This is a genomic window from Actinocorallia sp. B10E7, from assembly GCF_039871655.1.
In the GTDB taxonomy this organism is placed as follows: domain Bacteria; phylum Actinomycetota; class Actinomycetes; order Streptosporangiales; family Streptosporangiaceae; genus Actinocorallia.
Genome location: NZ_JBDPLZ010000011.1, coordinates 19040 through 37414, shown reverse-complemented (window position 1 = coordinate 37414; position 18375 = coordinate 19040). Strand labels below are relative to the sequence as shown.

The following is an 18375-nucleotide window of genomic DNA, read 5'->3' as shown; positions in this document are numbered from 1 at the left end:
TTATGAGCCGAAGGTTTTCACGGGGAGGGCGGTTCCGTCAACGTCGGCGGCGAAGTCGGGCGAAACCTCCGGGTCGCGACCCCCTCCGGAGCAGGGCGAATCAAGGTGTTCCGGAAAATGCATGGTTGATTCTCTGCTGACGAGAAGCTAGTTTCCTCTCACCGAGAGGAGGAGGCCAGACGGGATCTGAGGCCGGATCCCCGGTTCGCCGCCGGCTCTCCCGTCCGACACCGCGGGCTTCAGGCCCGCACCCATCAGCTGGTCGGGGGACAGCATCGAGGAGGACCCCCATGAAAACGAAGAAAACCCTGGCCGCCCTTCTGGCGGTCTCCCTTCTGGCCGCCGGGTGCGGCCGCAGCGGCTCCGGCGGTGAAGAGACCTCCGGCGACACCACGCAGACCGTCTCGGGAGACTTCGGCGATCTGAAGAACATCTGCCAGGCCGGTGACGCCAAGAGCAAGTCCGCCCAGGGCGTCGGCGAGGAGATCCAGCTCGGCGTCTTCACCGACGTCGGTTTCAGCAAGAAGACGGAGTTCGTGGACGCCGCGGAGGTGTTCACCTCCTGGTGCAACGAGGCCGGCGGCATCAACGGCCGCAAGCTCGTCGCCAAGACCCGGGACTCCAAGCTGATGGAGGTCCGCCAGCGCATGCTGGAGTCCTGCCGCGAGGACTTCTTCATCGTCGGCGGCGGCTCCGCCCTGGACGGGCTGGGCGTCAAGGACCGGCTGTCCTGCCTGCTGCCCGCCTTCCCCGCGCAGGCGAGCCAGATGCAGAACACCGGCTCGGAACTGCAGATCGAGACGGTGGCCGGCGGCGCCTCCTACAGCCCCTACAGCGGTTACTACAACTGGATCGTCAAGGAGGGCTACCCCGGCTCGGCCGAGCACGTCGGCGTCATCTCCGGCGACTCCCCGGTCACCAAGGCCCTCGAGGGCCAGACGAAGGAGATGCTGACCGCCGCGGGCGCGAAGATCTCCTACAGCGAGCTGTACCCGGCGCAGGGCGTCTCGGACTGGACCCCCTACGCCCAGGCCATCAAGAGCAAGGGCGTCAAGGGCCTGGTGTTCCTCGGCGACTTCGGCAGCCTCGCCAAGCTCGAGCAGGTCCTCACCAACATCGACTACAAGCTCGACTGGATCGACGCCAACAGCAACGCCTACGGCCCGGCGTTCCTGCAGCTCGCGGGCCCGGCGGTCGCCGCGCAGAACAACCTGGCCGACCTCGGCGGGGTCTTCCCGCTGGAGAACGCCTCCCAGAACCCGGCCACACAGCAGGTCGTCGACCTGTTCAAGAAGTACGCGCCGGACAAGCAGGTGACCCTGCAGGTGGTCCGCGCCTTCGTGGCCTGGACGCTGTTCGCCAAGTCGGCCGCGAGCTGCGGCGACGACCTCACCCGCAAGTGCGTCTACGAGGCGGCCCTGAAGGAGACCGCGTGGACGGGAGGCGGCCTGCAGGCCCCGCTCGACCTGTCGCAGCCCGACGCCCCGGCCGAGTGCTTCAACATCGAGCGGGCGACCCCCGACGGCTGGAAGCCCGCGGACTTCAAGCCCGACACCGGCGCCTACCGCTGCGACGCCCCCGCCTACAAGTTCAAGGCCGATTACGGCAAGCCCATGACCCTCGCCGACGTCGGCAAGAGCATGAGCGACTTCAAGTAATGGAACAGTTCCTCATCTTCGGGGTCGTAGGCCTGAGCACCGCAGCCATCTACGCCGTCATCGGCAGCGGGCTGGTGCTCACCTACACCACGACCGGCGTGTTCAACTTCGCGCACGGGGCGGCGGGCATGCTGTCGGCATTCGCCTACTGGCAGCTCGCCGTCGGGTGGGGATGGCCGGTTCCGCTGGCGCTGGCCGCGGTACTGCTCGTTCTCGCCCCCGCCTTCGGGCTCCTGGTCGAGAAGGTGGTGCTGCGGCCGGTCCAGAACCTCGGCGAGGCCGAGCGGCTGGTGATGACGGTCGCTCTGCTGAGCGGCCTCATCGCCGCCGCCCGGTGGATCTGGGATCCCAACCTCCCCCGGCCGCTCACCACCTTCTTCTCCGAGCGAGAGCCCCTCCACCTGGGCCCGGCCACGATCACCTGGCACCAGGCGCTGACCATGGCCGTCGCGGTGCTGGTCGCGCTGGGCCTGTGGGTCCTGCTGAACCGCACCCGCACCGGGGCGGAGATGCGGGCCGCGGTCGACGACCGGGCCCTGGTCGGGCTCACCGGCGCCGACCCGGTCAAGGCCAACCGGGTCGCGTGGGTCCTGGGCACCCAGCTCGCGGCGCTCGGCGGCATCCTCATCGCGCCGACCGTGGCCCTGGACGCAGCCCAGCCCAGCTCTCCCTGCTGATCGTCAGCGCCTACACCGCCGCCATCTTCGGCCGGCTGCGGAGCCTGCCGCTGACCTTCCTCGGCGCGATCGTCGTCGGCTGCCTGGAGAGCTACCTGACCGGCTACCTGCCGCAGAACCAGTACCTGCCTGGGCTGCGGCTCGCCGCGCCGGCGCTGCTGCTGTTCCTGGCGCTGCTGCTGTTCCCCCACGGGAGGCTGCGCGGCCGGGACCGGAAGCTGCGCCCGGTCCCGGCGCCGACGATGCGCGGGACGTTCGTCTTCGCCGGAGCGATCGTCTTCTTCGCGGTGGTGCTGGCGACGGTACTGGACGAGGTCGACGTCATCTCCTACGGGCCGATGTTCGCGCTCGGCATGGTGGCGCTGTCGTTCGTGCCGCTGTCGGGCTTCGCGGGCCAGATCTCGTTGTGCCAGCTGAGCATGGCGGGCATCGGCGCGGTCGTCTGGGGCCAGCTGGCGCCCGACGGGCAGCCGTGGGCGCTGGTGGCGGCGTTCGCGGTCTCGGCGCTGGCCGGGGCGCTGATCGCGGTGCCCGCGCTGCGCCTGTCCGGGGTCTACCTGGCGCTGGCGACCGCGGCCTTCGCCGTCGTCCTCGACCGGTGGATCTTCACCCTGCCGTCGTTCGAGGTGTTCGGCGTGGACGTCTCGGTGTTCAACCAGGGCTCGGTGGAGATGGCCGGGCCCGACTTCTTCGGGTTCCGGCTGGACGAGCCGGCGGAGCTGATGGTGTTCGCCGCGGTCTGCCTCGCCCTGGGCTCCCTGGGGGTGGCGGCGCTGCGCCTCAGCAGGTTCGGGCGCAGGCTGATCGCGCTGCGCGACAGCGAGGCGGCCTACGCGACGCTCGGCGGCAGCCTGCTGGTCGCCCGGGCCCTGGTGTTCGCGCTGAGCGCCGGGATCGCGGGGCTCGGCGGGGTGCTGTACGGGATGCAGCTGCAGTCGGTGACCGCCGAGCAGTTCACCTTCGTGGCGGGCCTCCCGGTCTTCCTGATCGCGGTGATCGGCGGCCTCGGCGCGGTCGGCAACGGCCTGTTCACCGGGACCGCCTACCTGGGCCCGGTGCATCTGCTGAACGCCGTGGCGCCCTGGTCGCACAACATCGTCCAGCTGCTGCCGGCCCTGGCGGGGCTGGGCTTCGCCCGCCATCCCGAGGGCATCGTGCCGGGGATGCGGCACGGCTGGGAGCCGCTGGCCCGCGACCGCGCCGCCCTGTCCGCGCTGCTCGGCGGTTTCGCGGTGCTGTGGTCCCTGCGGATCGGGGACGTCGTCGGCAACGCGGTCCTCCTGCTCGGCACGGTGGTCCTGGCGCTCGCCCTGCGGGCCTGGGCGCGGTCGCGGGAGGCGGCGGACGTCGGGTCCGGGATCCCGGTCGAGTGGTGGGGCGTGCGGCGTCCCTGGCGTGCGGAGGACGAGGAGGTGCTGGCCCGTGGGATCACTCGAGGTTAGCGAGGTGACCGTCTCCTTCGGCGGCCACCGGGCGCTGGACGGGGTGGGCCTGACCGCCGAGCCCGGCAGGGTCACCGGCCTGATCGGGCCCAACGGAGCCGGGAAGAGCACCCTGTTCGACGTCGTTTCGGGGCTGCGCAGGCCCTCGTCGGGAAGGGTGGTGCTCGACGGCAGGGACGTCACCCGGATGGGTCCCACCCGCCGTTCCCGGCACGGGCTGGCCCGCACGTTCCAGCGGCTGGAGCTCTTCGGCCGGCTGACCGTCCGCGACAACCTGCTCGTCGCCGCGGAACTCGGGCCCGACCGGCGGCTGGCGGGCCACGCCGTCACGAGGATCCTCGAGCGGCTCGGCCTGCACGAGGTCGCCGACACTCCCGCAGACGAGCTGTCCACCGGCGTCGCCCGCCTGGTGGAGGTGGGCCGGGCCCTGGCCGTCCGGCCCAAGCTCCTCCTGCTGGACGAGCCCGCGGCGGGTCAGGACGGCGAGGAGACCGAGCGGTTCGCCGCCCTGCTGCGCTCGCTGGCGGACGACGGGACGGCCGTCGTCCTCGTCGAGCACGACATGAGCCTGGTCATGAGCGTGTGCGACCACCTTTACGTGCTCGACCTCGGCAAGATCATCGCCTCCGGCCCGCCGGAGGAGGTCCGACGGGACGAGACGGTCCTGGCCGCCTACCTGGGGGAGTCATGAGCGCCCTGCTCGAACTGCGCGGGGTCCGCGCGGGCTACGGCGGCATCACCGCCCTGCACGGCGTGGACCTGAGCGTCGCCGCCGGTCGGGTGGTGGCGCTGCTCGGCCCCAACGGCGCGGGCAAGACGACCACGCTGAAGGTCGCCGCGGGCGTCCACCCGGTCGAGGCCGGACGGCTGCTGCTGGGCGGCCGGGACGCGACCGGGGCGGACCCCCGCGACCTGGCCCGCGCCGGGGTCTGCCTGATCCCCGAGGGCCGGGGCGTGTTCCCGAACCTCTCGGTCCGCGACAACCTGCTGATGATGACCTTCACCGGCCGCAGCCGCGAGGAGGTCGAGGAGGTCGCGTTCACGCGCTTCCCCGTCCTGGCCAGACGCGCCTCGCAGGCGGCCGGGACCATGTCCGGCGGCGAGCAGCAGATGCTCGCCCTCGCCCGGGGCCTGGCCACCGATCCGGCGGTCCTGCTGCTGGACGAGCTGTCCATGGGGCTGGCCCCCCTCGTCGTCGCCGAGCTGTACGAGCAGGTCGCCGAGATCGCCCGGCAGGGCGTGGCGGTCCTGGTCGTCGAGCAGTTCGCGGCGGCGGTCCTCGACATCGCCGATCACGCGGCCGTGCTGGTGCGCGGCCGGATCGAGCGGCACGGCGAACCCGACGAGGCGCTGCGTGCCGAACTTTCCGACCTCTACCTGGGGAGTGCCCGATGAGCTCGACCGAGACGCGTGCGGACCGCTTCGTCCGCGAACTGGCGGAACTGAGGATCGCCGACCCCGCCGCCGGGAGGCCGGCCCTGTGGCTGCGCGTGGGCGTGGCCCTGATGGCGGCGGGCCTGGCGCTGGGAGCGGCGGCGTACCTCATGTCGCACGGCACCACCGACCCGCTCGCCCAGCGGGACGCGCTCGCCCTCGGCCTGGGCGGGGTCTGCGCGAGCGTCGTCGGCGCGGCGCTCTTCCTGCGGTACTCGCTGACCGGCTTCCTGCGCTTCTGGATGGCCCGCCAGTCCCACGATTTGTCCGTTCTCGCCGATCGCCTTCTGGAAAAGGAGAACCTGACGTGACCACATCGATTCTGCGTGCGGGGGAGCAGTACGCCAGCACCGTCTGCGCCACGCGGGTGGTCGTCGTGCGCGCCCCCGAGGGCGGGGGCGCGGTGCTCGGCTGCGGGGGGAGCCCGATGGTCCCCGCCGCCTCCGCTCAGCCCGCCGCCTCCGCCCCGGGCGGAGAGGCCGCCACACTTATCGGCAAGCGCTACGTGAACGCCGACGACACGCTCGAAGTGCTCTGCACCTCCTCCGGTGCGGGGGAACTGAGCTGTGACGGCGTCCCGATGACCATCAAGGCGGCCAAGCCGCTGCCCGCCTCGGACTGAAGGGGAGCGTCCATGCGTGAACCGGTGAACGGCGTGGTGCTGACCGAACGGGTCGGCAACGTGCTGGTGGTGACGCTGAACCGGCCCGAGGTGCGCAACGCGCTCGACCCCGAGCTGATGGAGGGGCTCTCGGCGGTGCTGCGTGAGGCCGAGGCCGACCCCGAGGTCCGGGCGATCGTCCTGACGGGCTCGGGCACGGTCTTCTGCTCCGGTCTGGACCTGAAGGCGTTCGCGGCCGGGGGGAGTATCAAGGCGCTGGTGTGGTTCTACCACCGCAGTGTCGCGACCCCGGTCGTCGCGGCGCTGAACGGCTCCGCGCTGGGCGGGGGTTTCGAGTTGATGCTCGCCTGCGACCTGGTCGTCGCGGCCGAGGGTGCGAAGCTCGGCATCGCCGAGGTCAAGCGCGGCCTGTTCGCGGCGGGCGGCGGCACGACGCTCTCCGCCCGAGTGCCGACGGCCCTGGCGTTGGAGATGGGGCTGACCGGGGACCCGGTCACCGCCGAGCGGGCCCTGCAGGCGGGGCTGGTGAACCGGGTGGTCCCGGCCGACCGGGTGCTGGCCGAGGCCCTGGGGCTGGCCGAGCGGATCGCGGAGAACGGCCCGCTCGGCGTCGCCATGACCAAGAAGCTGATGCGCGAGCGGCGGTGGTGTACTCCTGCGGAGGTCGACGAGGTCTTCAGGAGCGCGGACGCCAAGGAGGGCGCGCGGGCGTTCGCCGAACGCAGGCCGCCGGTATGGACGGGAAGGTAGCTCACGATGGACTTCGAGCTGAATGAAGAACAGAGGCTGTTCCGGCAGACGCTCCGCGACTACGCGGAGAAGGAGATCATGCCGGTCGCGCCCGAGTGGGAGCGGACCGGACGGTACCCGGCGGAGATCGTCGAGAGCTTCAAGGAGTTCGGGCTCTACGGCCTGAACGTGCCCGAGGAGTACGGCGGGCTCGAGGCCGACCGCGTCTCCTACGCCCTGGCGTTCGAGGAGATCGCCCGCGCGTGGCTGGGCGCGGCCGGGCTCTTCGGGCCGCACTCCGTCGCCTGCTGGATCGTCTCCCGCAACGGCACGCCGGAGCAGAAGGCGTACTGGCTGCCGAGGATGGCGACCGGCGAGGTGCGGTCGGGCATCTGCCTGACCGAGCCGGGCGCGGGCACCGACCTGCAGGGCATCAGGACGACGGCGGTCCGGGACGGCGACCACTACGTGGTGTCGGGCAGCAAGACCTGGATCACCAACGCGCGGGTCGCCGGCATGTTCCCCGTCCTGGTGAAGACGGGGAAGGCCGACGGCGGGCACGAGGCGATGTCGGTGCTGCTGATCGATACGTCCTCGCCGGGTTTCACCGTCACCAAGGACCTGCCCAAGATGGGCTACAAGGGGCCGGAGAGCTGCGAGCTCGTCCTGGACCGGGTGCGGGTGCCGGTCGGGAACCTCCTGGGCGGGGTCGAGGGGTGCGGTCTCCAGCAGGTGCTGGGCGGGCTGGAGATCGGGCGGATCAACATCGCGGCGCGGGCGGTCGGCGTGGCGCAGGCGGCCTACGACGCGGCGCTGGGCTACTCGCGCGAGCGGGAGGCCTTCGGCAGGCCGATCTCCGACTTCCAGGCGATCCAGTTGAAGCTCGCCGACATGGCCACCGAGATCCAGGCCGCGCGGCTGCTGACGTACTGGGCCGCGTCCCGGTCCCAGGCCGGCGGGGGGCGGGTGGACATGGAGGCGGGCATGGCGAAGATGTACGCCTCCGAGACCGCCATCAAGTGCTCGCTGGAGTCGATGCGCATCCACGGGGGCTACGGCTACTCGGCGGAGTTCGTCGTCGAACGGCTGTACAGGGACGCGCCGCTGATGGCCATCGGCGAGGGGACCAACGACGTCCAGCGCCTGGTGATCGCCAAGTCCCTGGTGTCGGGCAAGGGACGTCTGGGCTGGTGATGCGAGGTCGTCCAAGAGGCGCGGCAGGCGGGCTTCCGGTCGGTTCGACCGGAAGCCCGCCTGCGTTCTGAACGATGAGCCGTAAGTGGAAAATTACGTCCATGTGACGCTTGTCACGGTGGGGCAACCGACTTAATGTGGGTTCAGTAGGTTCTGGAAAGGAGGGTGGATGTCCGACCAGCGGCCGTACGCGTCCCTCCTCGCCAAGGGAGAGGACCGGAGGCAGCGGATCCTGGCCGTCGCCCAGCGGCTGCTGACCCGCAACGGGTGGCGCAACACGACGCTCGGGCAGATCGCCAAGGAGGCGGGAGTGACCCCCGCCGGCCTGCTGCACCACTTCGAGTCCAAGGAGCACCTGCTCCATGCCGTACTGGACGCGCGTGACTCTTACGACGACGCCCACGCCGAGCTGACGGGCGACATCATCGAGCAGCTGGAAGGGGTCGCCGAGCGGTTCCGGGAGGCTCCCGAACTGGTCGGTACGTTCGCCGTCCTCCGGATGGAGAACCTCGACCCCGAATCCCCGCTGCACGAACGTTTCCTCAGCAGATACCGCTTCTCGGTCGACCTGGTCGCCGAGAGCATCCGCCGGGGTCAACGCGCGGGACGGTACCGCGCCGACCTCGACCCGGCCGTCAAGGCCGTGGAGATCATCGCCTTTCTCAACGGGATAGAGGCATCATGGCTGCTCGACTCTTCGATTCCACTGACCGAGGTGTTCAGGGAGTACACCCGTTCTCTCGCCGGGCAGCTCGCCGGGCCCTCAACTCGCTGAGGCCCATGCTGGCGGTGGCGGCACCGAACAAGGCCGAGGTGGTGCGGTTCGCCGGCGGATGGCTGTTCGACCGGGTGATGGCGGGATGGGAGGTCATGGTCCTCACCCCCGACCAGGGCGACTCCCGCCCGCTGCGCATCCTCGGAGTCCAGCCCCTGGACCTGGAGACCGCGCTGAACTGCGAGATCAGGGGCCCCCGGCCCCAGGCCATCGCGATCGACGCGGACCTGTACGGCGCCGACGAGCGCATCCGGCGCAGGGTGCTCGAGGTGCTCGGCGAGGGGCGGACCGAGGTCAGGCTCTGGGGCGAACGGTGGGCTGCGGACGCCGAGGGCGGCGCCGACGCGGTGCGGCACCGGCTGAGCGCCGCCGCGCGGGCGTTCAAGGCCCAGGCGCTGGAGGCCGCCGCCGAACCCGGCCGGGGCGAGGTCATCGAACTGTTCGGGACCGGGGAACTGCTCCGCCACTCCCGGAGCGCCTGATCTTCCTCCCACCCCGCGGTCCCGGGAGGCGGCAGTCGAGCCGCCTCCCGGGCCCCACCCGTTCAGAGGGGACGTCTCACCGGCCTTTTCCGGGGCGGGGAAGCCGGACCCGCGGCAGCAGCGGCGCGAGGGACCGGTGCCTCCAGGCCGACCGGATGACCCCCGACCCGTAGGCCGCGTCCTCCAGGAGCCTCAACCCCGTGTACCGGACGGGGTCGACGGCGGGCCGGTGGGTGAGCCATTCCAGGGCCAGAGGGGCGAGCATGGCGACGGCCGCCCCCCGGGCCAGACGGCTGCGCCCGCTCGCGGCCAGGCAGAGCAGCCCGAGAGGCCACGCCTCCCGGCGCAGCGCGTGACCGGTCGCGGCGGCGTCGGCCGCGACGCCCTTGGCGACGATCGCCGCGCTCAACGTCCAGCTCCCCGGCATACCGGTCAACCCCCGGTTGAGGAGGGCGGTGGCGAGGGCGGCGGAGGCGGCGGCGGGCAGCGGGCGGCCGGCGGCCAGGAGGGACAGGGCCGCCAGGTTCCAGCCCGACAGGTGGGCCGGTGCCAGCCGTCCCGGGTGGCGCTCGGCCAGCGCGGCGGCCGACGTGCCGTACTCGTGACGGCGCCGCGCCCAGTCCAGCGGTTCCAGACGCGGGGTGTGCACGACCCGCGTCCGGGGCTGGTACCGGACGTGCAGCCCGCGGTCGGCGAGCCGCCAGACGAAGTCGACGTCCTCGCCCAGCCGCATCCCCTCGTCGAAGGGGAGGTCTTCGACCGCGTCCCTGCGGACGACCAGGGTCGCGGTCGGCACGAAGCCGAGCCTCGCCCCGGGGCGGACCAGCGCGGCCCGCGTTCCCATGTCGAGCGCGGACCGCGTCTCCTCATACCGGGCCAGCAGCCGGGAGTCCCCGGTGTCCGGCACGACCCGCGGAGCCACGGCCGCCACCTTGGGGTCGTCGAAGTGCGGCATGAGCACGTCCAGCCAGCCCTCCTCGGGCCGGCAGTCGGAGTCCACGAACGCGACGAACGGCGTCCGCGCCGCCCGCAGCCCCGTGTTGCGCGCCGCGGCGGGCCCCCGGTTGACCGGATGCCGCACCAGACGGGCCCCGTGGGCGTCCGCCGCCCGCCGCAGTGCTTCGGGGTCGGGCGACCCGTCGTCCACGACGATCACCGGCACGCCCTTGACGGCCGAGAGGCAGCGTTCCAGCTCGTCGGCCCGGCCGAACGCCGGAACGACGACCGTCACCTCGTGAGGCCCGGGCCGGGCCGGCGGCACCGGATGGGCGAACCCCTGGTCGAGCAGCTGGCGGGCCAGCGCCCGCCCGGTGGCGGATGCGGCCGCCACTCCGCCGGGACCCGCCCGCCGCAGCTCCGCGAGATGCGGTCTGGCGGGTTCTTTGAACCGCACGACCTTCCAGGGCGCCCCGCCCGCGGCCACCAGACCGTCGCCCCAGAAGGACGTCCCGGAGTCCAGGACGACGGGGAACCCCTCGGGCGGCATGGAGTTCCCGCCGGTGCTCGTGGACATGAGATCCCCTGACGAAGAGAACGGCCGGTGTGGAGGGCGGTGCGGTGGTCAGAGCCGCCGGTCGGCGGGCTCCAGGAGGTGGCCCCGGGCGTCGGCCCGGTTCGCGTCGATCCGGCGGACGACGGAGGCGACCATCGTCCGTACGAGCTCGCGGCCCCGCTCGGCGTCGGCCCCGGAAGGATCCCCGAGCACGCCCGTCGGGGAGACCCCGCGCACCCCGCGGGCGACCAGCTCCGGCATGAGCGAGGCGAGCGGCCGGGTGTCGCCCGGGACGGCCTCGGCCATCCGCACCAGCTCGGGCGCCAGGTGCAGCATCACCGAGGTCTCGGTGAACCCGGCGTGGGCGTCGCCTCCCGGAGCCTCGCAGGAGACCCATCCGGCGTCCTGGCCCTCACCGCGGAGCTGCCCGACGGCGGAGCCGAGCGCGCGCAGGTTCCCGCCGTGCCCGTTGACGAAGACCACCCGCCAGGCCCACGGGGTGAGCGAGCGCACCAGCTCGACCAGGAGCAGGTGCAGCGCCTCGTGCCCGATGGAGATCGTCCCGGGGAAACCCCCGTGCTCGCCGCTGGCCCCGTACTCGATCGCGGGTGCGACCAGCACCGGCCCCGCCGTCTCCGGCGCCAGCACGGCCGCCGCCCGTTCCGCGACGCACCGCGCGATCACGGTGTCGGTGGAGAGCGGCAGGTGCGGCCCGTGCTGCTCGGTCGAGCCGACCGGCACGAGCACCAGCCCGCCCACCGGGACCGACGGCCAGGTGTTCTCCGCCAGCCGCACGGGGTTCTCTCCGGTCTCTGGCATCTCAGCCCGCCGAGTCGGCGACGGAACCGCCGCCCAGGGTGACCTTGAAGTCGCGGGGGATGTGGAGGTCGGCGGGGGAGAGTTCGTGGACGGAGGAGTGGCCCAGGCCCAGGACGGCGGAGTCCAGGCCTCCGCGAATGACGTCCAGGACGTTCTCCACGCCGGCCTGGCCGTTGGCGGCCAGGCCCCACAGGTAGGCGCGGCCGATGAGGACGGCGCGCGCGCCCAGGGCCAGCGCCTTGGCGACGTCGCCGCCGCGCCGCACGCCTCCGTCGAGGAGGACCTCGACCTGGTCGCCGACGGCCTCGGCGATGGCCGGCAGCAGCCGGATGGTGGCGGGGGTGGTGTCGAGGTTGTTGCCGCCGTGGTTGGAGACCGACAGCGCGGTCACCCCGATGTCGGCGGCCCGCCTGGCGTCGTCGACGCGGGTGACGCCCTTGAGCAGGAAGGGGCCGCCCCACTCCTCACGCAGCCACTTCACGTCCTCCCAGGTGGGGGGAGGGGTCTGCATCCACTCGTAGTAGGCGCCGAAGAACGTGGGGGCCTGGCCGCCGGGCGGCTGGAGGTTGGGCGCGGTCAGGTCCGGGATCTTGCCGGTCTTGCCGAACCGCCACAACCAGCCGGGCCGGTTCACGACCTTGGGGGCCAGCCTCACCATCGTCTTGAGGTCGACCTTCTCGGGGATGGCGGGGCTGCCCCAGTCACGGCCGTTGGAGAACGACCAGTCCAGGGTGGCGATGAGCGCCTTGGCCCCGGCCTTCTTCGCCCGCTCCATGCGCTGGGACATCGCGTCCCGGTCGCCCATCCAGTACATCTGGTAGAAGACGTTGGGGTTGACGGCGCAGACGTCCTCGACGGACCGGCTCGCGAACGAGCTCAACCCCATGATCACGCCCCTGTTCGCGGCCGCGCGGGCCACGGCGACCTCGCCCTCGGGGTCCACGGCCTGCACCCCGGTGGGGGAGATCAGGACGGGGAAAGACGACTCCACCCCCATGATCGTGGTGGACAGGTCACGCTCGGCGTGGTGCCCGACGACGCGGGGCGCGAAGCCCAGGTCGCCGAACGCCTGCATGTTGTCGTCGATGGTGCGGCCGCGCTCGGATCCGGCCACCAGCGCGCCGTAGACCATGCCGGGCAGGCGCTTCTTGGCCCGCCGCTGGGCCTCGGCGACGGTCTCGAACCAGGGGTTGCTCATGGGGCTCTCTTAAGGAAGGAGGGTTCAGGAAAGGCTGAGCCCGGCCAAGGGGTCCTCGGCGCAGGCGCTCACCGGCGGGCGCTCGGGGTCCGGGCGGCGGGTGCTGATCTGGACGGGCACCGGCCGGGCCTTGCGGGGCGCGCGGCGGGAGTGGTCGGCGGACGGCTTGGGGATGTCCGCCCGGTCCTCGGGCCGCTGGGCGAGCAGGGTCTCACCGTGGCCCTGGACGCATTCGGGGTCGGGGCCGTCCAGGGGCAGGCCGGTGAAGAACTTGGCGGCCATGCAGCCGCCTTTGCAGGTGTCGTAGAAGGAGCAGGACGAGCAGGCGCCGCCCGTCTGGGGCTCGCGCAGCCCGAGGAACAGTTCGGACTCACGCCACACTCCGGCGAAACCGCCCGGCCCGCGGACGTTCCCGGCGAGGAACTCGTCGTGGATGGCGAACGGGCAGGCGTAGACGTCGCCGACGGGGTCGATGAGGCAGACGACGCGTCCGGCTCCGCACAGGTTCAGGCCGGGCAGGGACTGCCCGTAGGCCGACAGGTGGAAGAAGGAGTCCCCGGTCAGGACCTGGTCGCCGTGGGCGAGCAGCCAGTCGTACAGTTCGCGCTGCTGGCCGGGCAGGGGGTGCAGTTCGTCCCACACGTCGGCTCCGCGGCCCGACGGGCGCAGGCGGGTCAGGCGGAGCTGCGCGCCGTAGCGGTCGGCGATCGCCTTGAACTCGTCCATCTGCGGAATGTTGTGGCGGGTGCACACGACGGAGAGCTTGAAGTTCTTCATGCCCGCGTCGTGCAGGTTCTGCATGGCGCGGATCGCCGTGTCGTAGGAGCCGGGGCCGCGCACCGCGTCGTTGACCTCGGGGGTGGCGCCGTCGAGGGAGATCTGGACGTCCACGTAGTCGTTGGCGGCCAGGCGGCGGGCGGCCTCGGGGGTGATGCGCACGCCGTTGGTGGAGAACTTCACGCCCACGTCGTGGGAGGTGGCGTAGTCCAGCAGTTCCCAGAAGTCGGGGCGCACGGTCGGCTCGCCGCCGCCGATGTTGACGTAGAAGACCTGCATCGCCTGGAGCTCGTCGATGACCGCCTTGCACTCGTCGGTGCTCAGCTCGCGCGGGTCGCGCCGTCCCGAGCTGGACAGGCAGTGCTCGCACGCCAGGTTGCAGGCGTAGGTGAGCTCCCAGGTCAGGCAGATCGGGGAGTTCAGCCCGTGCTCGAACAGGTCGACCAGCCGGGTTCCGGGGGTCCGCTCGGGGGCGACGGTCATGGAGTGGTCCTTTCGACGACCATGGACGACTGGACGAGCGCCGCCAGCGCGGCGTTGTAGCGGGGCAGGTCCGGGTCGGGGACGCCGGCCGCCGCGCAGGCGGCACGGGCCGAGGGCGAGTCCTTGAGGGAGCGCACGACCTCCAGCAGCATCCGGTCCTTGAGGAACGACAGCTTGCGGGTGCCGAAGTGGTAGAGCAGCGCCCCGAAGGGCTCGGGCCGCACCGAGACCTGCGGGTGCAGGTCCCAGGCGCGGTCGAGGTCGAGATCGGGCATGGACTTAGTAGACGCCGCACATGCCGTCGATCGAGACTTCCTCGATCAGCGACTCGACGACGGTGTCCTCGGTCTGCTCGGCGGGGACTGCGCTCATGAAGGTCTCCTTCTTCGCGGGTAGGGGGCGGATGTCCGGTGAGACGCGATGCGCGTTCTCGCCATGGGGGATACTAAATGCATCGAGTGCCGAAAGGAAGGCCCCGGATGAGACGTCCCGATGTCCTCGTGGTCGGAGCGGGCGGCGGCGGAGCCGCTCTGGCGGCCAGGCTCAGCGAGGACGAGGACCGGGAGGTACTGGTCCTGGAGGCCGGGCCGGTGCCCCGGCACCCGTCCGGATTCCCGCCCGGACTGCTGGACGCGCGGCTCGTCCCGGGCGCGCGACCCGGGCACGCGTTCGTCCGGTCCTATGCCGTGCACCTGACTCCCGAGCGGCCCTACTCGGTGCCCCGGGGGCGGATACTCGGCGGTTCGACCACCGTGAACGGCGGCTACTTCATCCGGGCGCGACGCGAGGACTTCGACCGGTGGGCCGCCGAAGCCGATGACCCGTTCTGGTCCTACGAACGGGTGCTCCCGTTCCTGCGCTCCCTGGAGAACGATCTCGACCTGGGCTCCGGTCCCCTGCACGGCGACCGGGGACCGGTCCGGATCCGCCGCACCGACCTGCGGCACCCCGCCGCCGAGGCGTTCCGCGCCGCCGCCGAGGAACTGGGCTTCCCCGAGGAGGCGGACAAGAACGCCCAGGACGCCCCCGGTTTCGGGCCGGTGCCGTCGAACGCCGTCGACGGAGAACGGATCAACACCGGGCTCGCCTATCTGCTCGACGTGCTCGACCGCCCCAACCTCACGGTGCTGGGCGGCCGCACGGTGCGCGCGGTGACGGTCAGCCGAGGCCGCGCGACCGGAGTGGTGGTCGAACGCGGCGGACGGCGCAGCACGGTGGAGGCGGGTGAGATCGTCCTGTGCGCCGGCTCCTTCGCCTCCCCGCACCTGCTGCACCTGTCGGGTATCGGGCCGGCGAAGGACCTGGAGCGTCTCGGCATCCCCGTCGTCCAGGGCCTTCCCTCCGTCGGGGCGGCCATCGGCGACCATCCGCAGATCGTCCTGGAGTGCACGCCCCGCCGGCCGATGGACGGGCCGTCCGGCTCCTGGCTCGGCGGCGCCCTGCACCTGTCCTCGTCCGGCGGGGAACACGAAGGCGACCTGGAGATCCTGCAGTCACTCCTCCCGCTGTCCGCGCTGGTCGCCGGGACGACGACGGCTCCCGGCGCGCCCCTGGCCTTCCTCGCCTCGGTCCAGACCCCCCGGAGGAGCGGCGGCCTGCGCACCGAGTCGGCCGACCCTGAAGTGCCGCCGCGCATCGACTACGGCTACCTGGAGACACCCGACGACCGCCGCCGTCTGAGGGAGGCGGTCCGGGCGACCGCCGCGCTGGCCGCCACCGACGCCTTCGGCGAGATCTCCTCCGGCCTGCTGGAACCCGGCCCGGAGACCCTCGGCGACGACCACGCCCTCGACCGGTGGATCCACTCCCGTCTCGGCACGTCCCAGCACACCTGCGGCACCGTCCCCCTGGGGTCGGCCGTCGACGCCTACGGCAGGGTGCACGGACTGAGCGGCCTCCGTGTCGCCGACACCTCGATCCTCCCCACGGCACCGCTGCGCGGCCCCGCGGCGACCGCCGTCCTCGTCGGCGAGCTCATCGCCCACGCCATCCGCCACGAACCGGGCTGAACGGCCTCACGTCCCGGGCATGGCGTCCGAGCGGCGCTCCATCACCGCGAACCCGGCGCCCACCTGCCGTATGGTCTCGTCGAGCAGATCCGACAGGCCGCCTTCCGGATCGCCGGCCAGCCAGTGCTCGTACGCCGCGATCGCGGCTGCCAGCACACCGTGCCCGGCGAGCCGGGGGAAGAGCGCGGTCGGCGGCTGCCCCGTGCGCTCGGCCACGAAATCCGTGATGATCTGCCGCCACGACGCGTAGCGCAGGGTCGAGTCGGCCTGCAGGGTCGGCACCCGCAGGATGAGCTCCAGCCGCTGCCGGTGCCACGGGACGTCCTCGGGGTCGAACCGGTTGAACTCCACGACGGCCTCGCGCAGCGCCTCCATCATCGGCGTGCGCGGATCGGCCCCGGCCAGCAGCTCCCGCAGCCTCAGCAGGTGTCCTTCGAAGTCCCCCCACACCAGATCGTTCTTGGACGCGAAGTACCGGAAGAACGTCCGCCGCCCGATCCCCGCGGCCCCCGCGATGTCGTCGACGGTGGTGGCGTCGAACCCCTGGCGCGCGAACAGTTCGAAGGCCAGCCGCTCCAACGCCGCCCGCGACGTCACCCGCGGCCTTCCCATGATCGACTGGGCGCTCTTCTTCCCACCACCGGACGGCTTCACGTGACCCCTTCTTCCCGGGAGAGTCTCTCCACGGTAGACCCACAAGCCGCTTCCGTCCGGGGAGTCAGAGCGCGACGAAGGAGAAGCCGCGCTGTTTGAGGGTCGGAAGGACGGTGCGCAGGGCCTCGACGGTCTGGGCGCGGTCGCCGCCGCCGTCGTGGATGAGGAGGATGTCGCCGGCCTGCGCCTGCTGGAGGGCGCCGGTGATCTGGGCGGCTCCGGGGCGCGCCCAGTCGCGGGGGTCGACGCCCCAGTGGACGCAGATCATCTTGTGGGCGGCGGCTATGTCCACGACCTGCTGCGACCAGGCGCCTCCGGGGGCGCGGAAGAAGCGGGGCGCCACCGAGCAGGCCTGGGCGATCCGGTCGTGCGTCTCGGTGATCTCCCGCTCGATCTCCTGGGCGGACAGGTTCGGCAGGTTCAGCGGATGGGTCATGGTGTGGTTGGCGATCTGGTGCCCGGCCGCGACGATCCGCTGGACGACCTGGGTGTTCTCGGGCACCTGCTCGCCGATCATGTTGAAGGTGGCCGGGATCTCGAACTCGGCGAGCACGTCCAGCACCATCGGCGTCCAGTAGGGGTGCGGCCCGTCGTCGATGGTGAGCGCCACCGCGTTGGGAGGCGCCGCCGGGGTCAGGTCGCGCAGGGACTTGATCGGGTTGACGGCGGCCTTCAGCTGGTCCGCGGGGACGTAACCGGGGTCCGGCGGAGGCGTCGGAGTGGGCGCCGCCATCGGCTCGGAGGGCTTACCGGGCAGGTTCCCGGAGACGGAATGCCACACGTCGGGCACGACCCCGGCGGCCACCCCCAGCCCGGCGGCGACGATCGTGCTGAGCAGTTGGCGGCGGTCCATGGAGCTCTCCTGGGCGAGACAAGCGGTGATACCTCGTTTCCGGATACGACGCCGCCGCCCGGAAGAAAGATCGGAGCGAATGGAGGCGTAAGGGAGACCGACGGGTCAGAGCGCGACGAAGGTGATGCCGCGTCGTTTGAGGGCGGGGAGGGCAGCGCGCAGGGCCGCGACCGTCTGGGCGCGGTCGCCGCCGCCGTCGTGGACGAGGAGGATGTCGCCGGGCCCGGCGCTCTCCAGGGTGGCGGTGATCTGGGGGACGCCGGGGCGCGCCCAGTCGCGGGGGTCGACGTTCCAGTCGACGCAGATCATCCGGTGGGCGGAGGCGGTGTCCACGATCCGCTGCGACCAGGCGCCTCCGGGGGCGCGGAAGAAGCGGGGCGCCACCGAGCAGGCCTGGGCGATCCGGTCGTGGGCCTCGGCGATCTCCCGCTCGATCTCCCGGGCGGACAGGTCGGGCAGGTTCATCGGGTGGGTCATGGTGTGGTCGGCGATCTGGTGCCCGGCCGCCACGATCCGCCGGACGAGCCCGGCGTGCTGCGACACCTGCGAGCCGATCATGTTGAAGGTGGCGGGGACGCCGAACTCGGCGAGCACGTCCAGCACCATCGGCGTCCAGTAGGGGTCTGGTCCGTCGTCGATGGTGAGCGCCACCGCGGTGGCGGGCGCCGCCGGGGTCAGGTCGCGCAACGAGTCGATCGGGTTGGTGCGGGCCCTCAGCTGGTCCGCGGGGACGTAGCCGGGATCCCGGGGAACCGCCGGAGTCGGCTTCTTGGTCGGCTTCTTGGTCGGTTTCTTCGTGGGCTTCGGAGTCGGCCTCCAATGCGGACCGAGAGGCGGTCCCGGACGGCCCTCGGCGGCGGAGCGCCACAGGCCGGGCGCCACCCCGGCGACCAACCCCACTCCGGCGGCGGTGATGGTGCCGATCAGCTTGCGTCGGTTCATGGCGCTCTTCTTCCTGCGCGGAGTGATCGGCAGGAGCGCCGGGTACTCCGGAATCCTCGGCGCTTCTGCTGGGCGACGGGAGCCTAGTGGGGAATCACCTTTGTTCACAGGGGATTCACGAGAAAACCGGAGCCT

21 protein-coding genes are annotated in these 18375 nt (G+C 72.0%); 12 read left to right on the top strand and 9 right to left on the bottom strand.

Translation table 11 applies throughout. The annotated features are described in order from the left end of the window. Positions 1-290: 290 nt before the first annotated feature. The 11 genes from ABGB12_RS29170 to ABGB12_RS29120 all read left to right on the top strand — a co-directional run bounded on the left by ABGB12_RS29170 (position 291) and on the right by ABGB12_RS29120 (position 9013). A complete protein-coding gene (locus tag ABGB12_RS29170) occupies positions 291-1658 on the top strand; it encodes an ABC transporter substrate-binding protein (RefSeq protein ID WP_347682694.1) in 1368 nt (455 codons plus the stop codon). Further along, positions 1658-2335, top strand: coding sequence for a branched-chain amino acid ABC transporter permease (locus ABGB12_RS29165; protein ID WP_347682693.1), 678 nt, complete (start codon positions 1658-1660; stop codon positions 2333-2335). Before ABGB12_RS29170 ends, ABGB12_RS29165 begins: the two co-directional genes overlap by 1 nt. Then, entirely contained in the window at positions 2242-3777 is a 1536-nt protein-coding gene (locus ABGB12_RS29160; protein ID WP_347682692.1) for a branched-chain amino acid ABC transporter permease, read from the top strand. Before ABGB12_RS29165 ends, ABGB12_RS29160 begins: the two co-directional genes overlap by 94 nt. Beyond that, entirely contained in the window at positions 3758-4468 is a 711-nt protein-coding gene (locus ABGB12_RS29155; protein WP_347682691.1) for an ABC transporter ATP-binding protein, read from the top strand. Before ABGB12_RS29160 ends, ABGB12_RS29155 begins: the two co-directional genes overlap by 20 nt. After that, entirely contained in the window at positions 4465-5172 is a 708-nt protein-coding gene (locus ABGB12_RS29150) for an ABC transporter ATP-binding protein (protein WP_347682690.1), read from the top strand. Before ABGB12_RS29155 ends, ABGB12_RS29150 begins: the two co-directional genes overlap by 4 nt. Beyond that, positions 5169-5522, top strand: coding sequence for a hypothetical protein (locus ABGB12_RS29145; RefSeq protein ID WP_347682689.1), 354 nt, complete (start codon positions 5169-5171; stop codon positions 5520-5522). The genes ABGB12_RS29150 and ABGB12_RS29145 overlap by 4 nt, the downstream gene beginning before the upstream one ends. Beyond that, positions 5519-5833, top strand: coding sequence for a hypothetical protein (locus ABGB12_RS29140; RefSeq protein WP_347682688.1), 315 nt, complete (start codon positions 5519-5521; stop codon positions 5831-5833). Before ABGB12_RS29145 ends, ABGB12_RS29140 begins: the two co-directional genes overlap by 4 nt. Positions 5834-5845: 12 nt before the next feature. Further along, positions 5846-6583 (top strand): enoyl-CoA hydratase-related protein, encoded by a 738-nt coding sequence (locus ABGB12_RS29135; protein ID WP_347682687.1) that lies wholly within the window; start codon positions 5846-5848, stop codon positions 6581-6583. Positions 6584-6589: 6 nt separating this feature from the next. Next, positions 6590-7756: an acyl-CoA dehydrogenase family protein gene (locus tag ABGB12_RS29130; protein ID WP_347682686.1), complete on the top strand. Its 1167-nt coding sequence runs from the start codon at positions 6590-6592 to the stop codon at positions 7754-7756. Positions 7757-7925: 169 nt separating this feature from the next. Then, positions 7926-8531, top strand: coding sequence for a helix-turn-helix domain-containing protein (locus ABGB12_RS29125; protein ID WP_347682685.1), 606 nt, complete (start codon positions 7926-7928; stop codon positions 8529-8531). 5 nt (positions 8532-8536) lie between these two features. Continuing rightward, positions 8537-9013: a hypothetical protein gene (locus ABGB12_RS29120; protein WP_347682684.1), complete on the top strand. Its 477-nt coding sequence runs from the start codon at positions 8537-8539 to the stop codon at positions 9011-9013. 76 nt (positions 9014-9089) lie between these two features. Here ABGB12_RS29120 and mftF read toward each other — a convergent pair whose 3' ends face one another. Genes mftF through mftA form a run of 6 tightly spaced genes read right to left on the bottom strand, consistent with a single transcriptional unit; the run spans position 9090 to position 14154 of the window. Next, positions 9090-10526: a mycofactocin biosynthesis glycosyltransferase MftF gene (gene mftF, locus ABGB12_RS29115; protein WP_347682683.1), complete on the bottom strand. Its 1437-nt coding sequence runs from the start codon at positions 10524-10526 to the stop codon at positions 9090-9092. 48 nt (positions 10527-10574) lie between these two features. Then, positions 10575-11324, bottom strand: a complete 750-nt coding sequence (gene mftE / locus ABGB12_RS29110) for a mycofactocin biosynthesis peptidyl-dipeptidase MftE (RefSeq protein ID WP_347682682.1) — start codon at positions 11322-11324, stop codon at positions 10575-10577. A 1-nt stretch (position 11325) separates the two neighbouring features. Beyond that, positions 11326-12522: a pre-mycofactocin synthase MftD gene (gene mftD / locus ABGB12_RS29105; protein ID WP_347682681.1), complete on the bottom strand. Its 1197-nt coding sequence runs from the start codon at positions 12520-12522 to the stop codon at positions 11326-11328. 24 nt (positions 12523-12546) lie between these two features. Then, entirely contained in the window at positions 12547-13782 is a 1236-nt protein-coding gene (gene mftC / locus ABGB12_RS29100) for a mycofactocin radical SAM maturase (protein ID WP_347682680.1), read from the bottom strand. After that, positions 13779-14057, bottom strand: a complete 279-nt coding sequence (mftB, locus tag ABGB12_RS29095) for a mycofactocin biosynthesis chaperone MftB (RefSeq protein ID WP_347682679.1) — start codon at positions 14055-14057, stop codon at positions 13779-13781. The genes mftC and mftB overlap by 4 nt, the downstream gene beginning before the upstream one ends. A gap of 4 nt (positions 14058-14061) precedes the next feature. Further along, positions 14062-14154, bottom strand: coding sequence for a mycofactocin precursor MftA (mftA, locus tag ABGB12_RS29090; RefSeq protein WP_347682678.1), 93 nt, complete (start codon positions 14152-14154; stop codon positions 14062-14064). Between the two features lie 107 nt (positions 14155-14261). On the opposite strand from mftA, the gene mftG reads away from it, so the two are divergent. Further along, a complete protein-coding gene (gene mftG, locus ABGB12_RS29085) occupies positions 14262-15791 on the top strand; it encodes a mycofactocin system GMC family oxidoreductase MftG (RefSeq protein ID WP_347682677.1) in 1530 nt (509 codons plus the stop codon). 6 nt (positions 15792-15797) lie between these two features. Here mftG and mftR read toward each other — a convergent pair whose 3' ends face one another. The 3 genes from mftR to ABGB12_RS29070 all read right to left on the bottom strand — a co-directional run bounded on the left by mftR (position 15798) and on the right by ABGB12_RS29070 (position 18240). After that, on the bottom strand, positions 15798-16445 hold the full coding sequence (gene mftR, locus ABGB12_RS29080; RefSeq protein WP_347682676.1) for a mycofactocin system transcriptional regulator: 648 nt from the start codon (positions 16443-16445) through the stop codon (positions 15798-15800). A gap of 64 nt (positions 16446-16509) precedes the next feature. Then, positions 16510-17298, bottom strand: a complete 789-nt coding sequence (locus ABGB12_RS29075; RefSeq protein ID WP_347682675.1) for a polysaccharide deacetylase family protein — start codon at positions 17296-17298, stop codon at positions 16510-16512. Between the two features lie 105 nt (positions 17299-17403). Further along, positions 17404-18240: a polysaccharide deacetylase family protein gene (locus ABGB12_RS29070; protein ID WP_347682674.1), complete on the bottom strand. Its 837-nt coding sequence runs from the start codon at positions 18238-18240 to the stop codon at positions 17404-17406. Positions 18241-18375: the final 135 nt, after the last annotated feature.

Excerpts from the sequence above, each read along its gene's own strand:
- mftA (WP_347682678.1), bottom strand. The coding sequence starts at position 14,154 with ATGAGCGCAGTCCCCGCCGAGCAGACCGAGGACACCGTCGTCGAGTCG.
- mftF (WP_347682683.1), bottom strand. The coding sequence starts at position 10,526 with ATGTCCACGAGCACCGGCGGGAACTCCATGCCGCCCGAGGGGTTCCCC.
- ABGB12_RS29070 (WP_347682674.1), bottom strand. The coding sequence starts at position 18,240 with ATGAACCGACGCAAGCTGATCGGCACCATCACCGCCGCCGGAGTGGGG.
- ABGB12_RS29120 (WP_347682684.1), top strand. The coding sequence starts at position 8,537 with ATGCTGGCGGTGGCGGCACCGAACAAGGCCGAGGTGGTGCGGTTCGCC.
- mftE (WP_347682682.1), bottom strand. The coding sequence starts at position 11,324 with ATGCCAGAGACCGGAGAGAACCCCGTGCGGCTGGCGGAGAACACCTGG.
- ABGB12_RS29130 (WP_347682686.1), top strand. The coding sequence starts at position 6,590 with ATGGACTTCGAGCTGAATGAAGAACAGAGGCTGTTCCGGCAGACGCTC.
- ABGB12_RS29150 (WP_347682690.1), top strand. The coding sequence starts at position 4,465 with ATGAGCGCCCTGCTCGAACTGCGCGGGGTCCGCGCGGGCTACGGCGGC.
- ABGB12_RS29145 (WP_347682689.1), top strand. The coding sequence starts at position 5,169 with ATGAGCTCGACCGAGACGCGTGCGGACCGCTTCGTCCGCGAACTGGCG.
- ABGB12_RS29075 (WP_347682675.1), bottom strand. The coding sequence starts at position 17,298 with ATGGACCGCCGCCAACTGCTCAGCACGATCGTCGCCGCCGGGCTGGGG.
- ABGB12_RS29165 (WP_347682693.1), top strand. The coding sequence starts at position 1,658 with ATGGAACAGTTCCTCATCTTCGGGGTCGTAGGCCTGAGCACCGCAGCC.
- mftC (WP_347682680.1), bottom strand. The coding sequence starts at position 13,782 with ATGACCGTCGCCCCCGAGCGGACCCCCGGAACCCGGCTGGTCGACCTG.
- mftG (WP_347682677.1), top strand. The coding sequence starts at position 14,262 with ATGAGACGTCCCGATGTCCTCGTGGTCGGAGCGGGCGGCGGCGGAGCC.
- ABGB12_RS29170 (WP_347682694.1), top strand. The coding sequence starts at position 291 with ATGAAAACGAAGAAAACCCTGGCCGCCCTTCTGGCGGTCTCCCTTCTG.
- ABGB12_RS29135 (WP_347682687.1), top strand. The coding sequence starts at position 5,846 with ATGCGTGAACCGGTGAACGGCGTGGTGCTGACCGAACGGGTCGGCAAC.
- mftB (WP_347682679.1), bottom strand. The coding sequence starts at position 14,057 with ATGCCCGATCTCGACCTCGACCGCGCCTGGGACCTGCACCCGCAGGTC.
- ABGB12_RS29125 (WP_347682685.1), top strand. The coding sequence starts at position 7,926 with ATGTCCGACCAGCGGCCGTACGCGTCCCTCCTCGCCAAGGGAGAGGAC.
- mftD (WP_347682681.1), bottom strand. The coding sequence starts at position 12,522 with ATGAGCAACCCCTGGTTCGAGACCGTCGCCGAGGCCCAGCGGCGGGCC.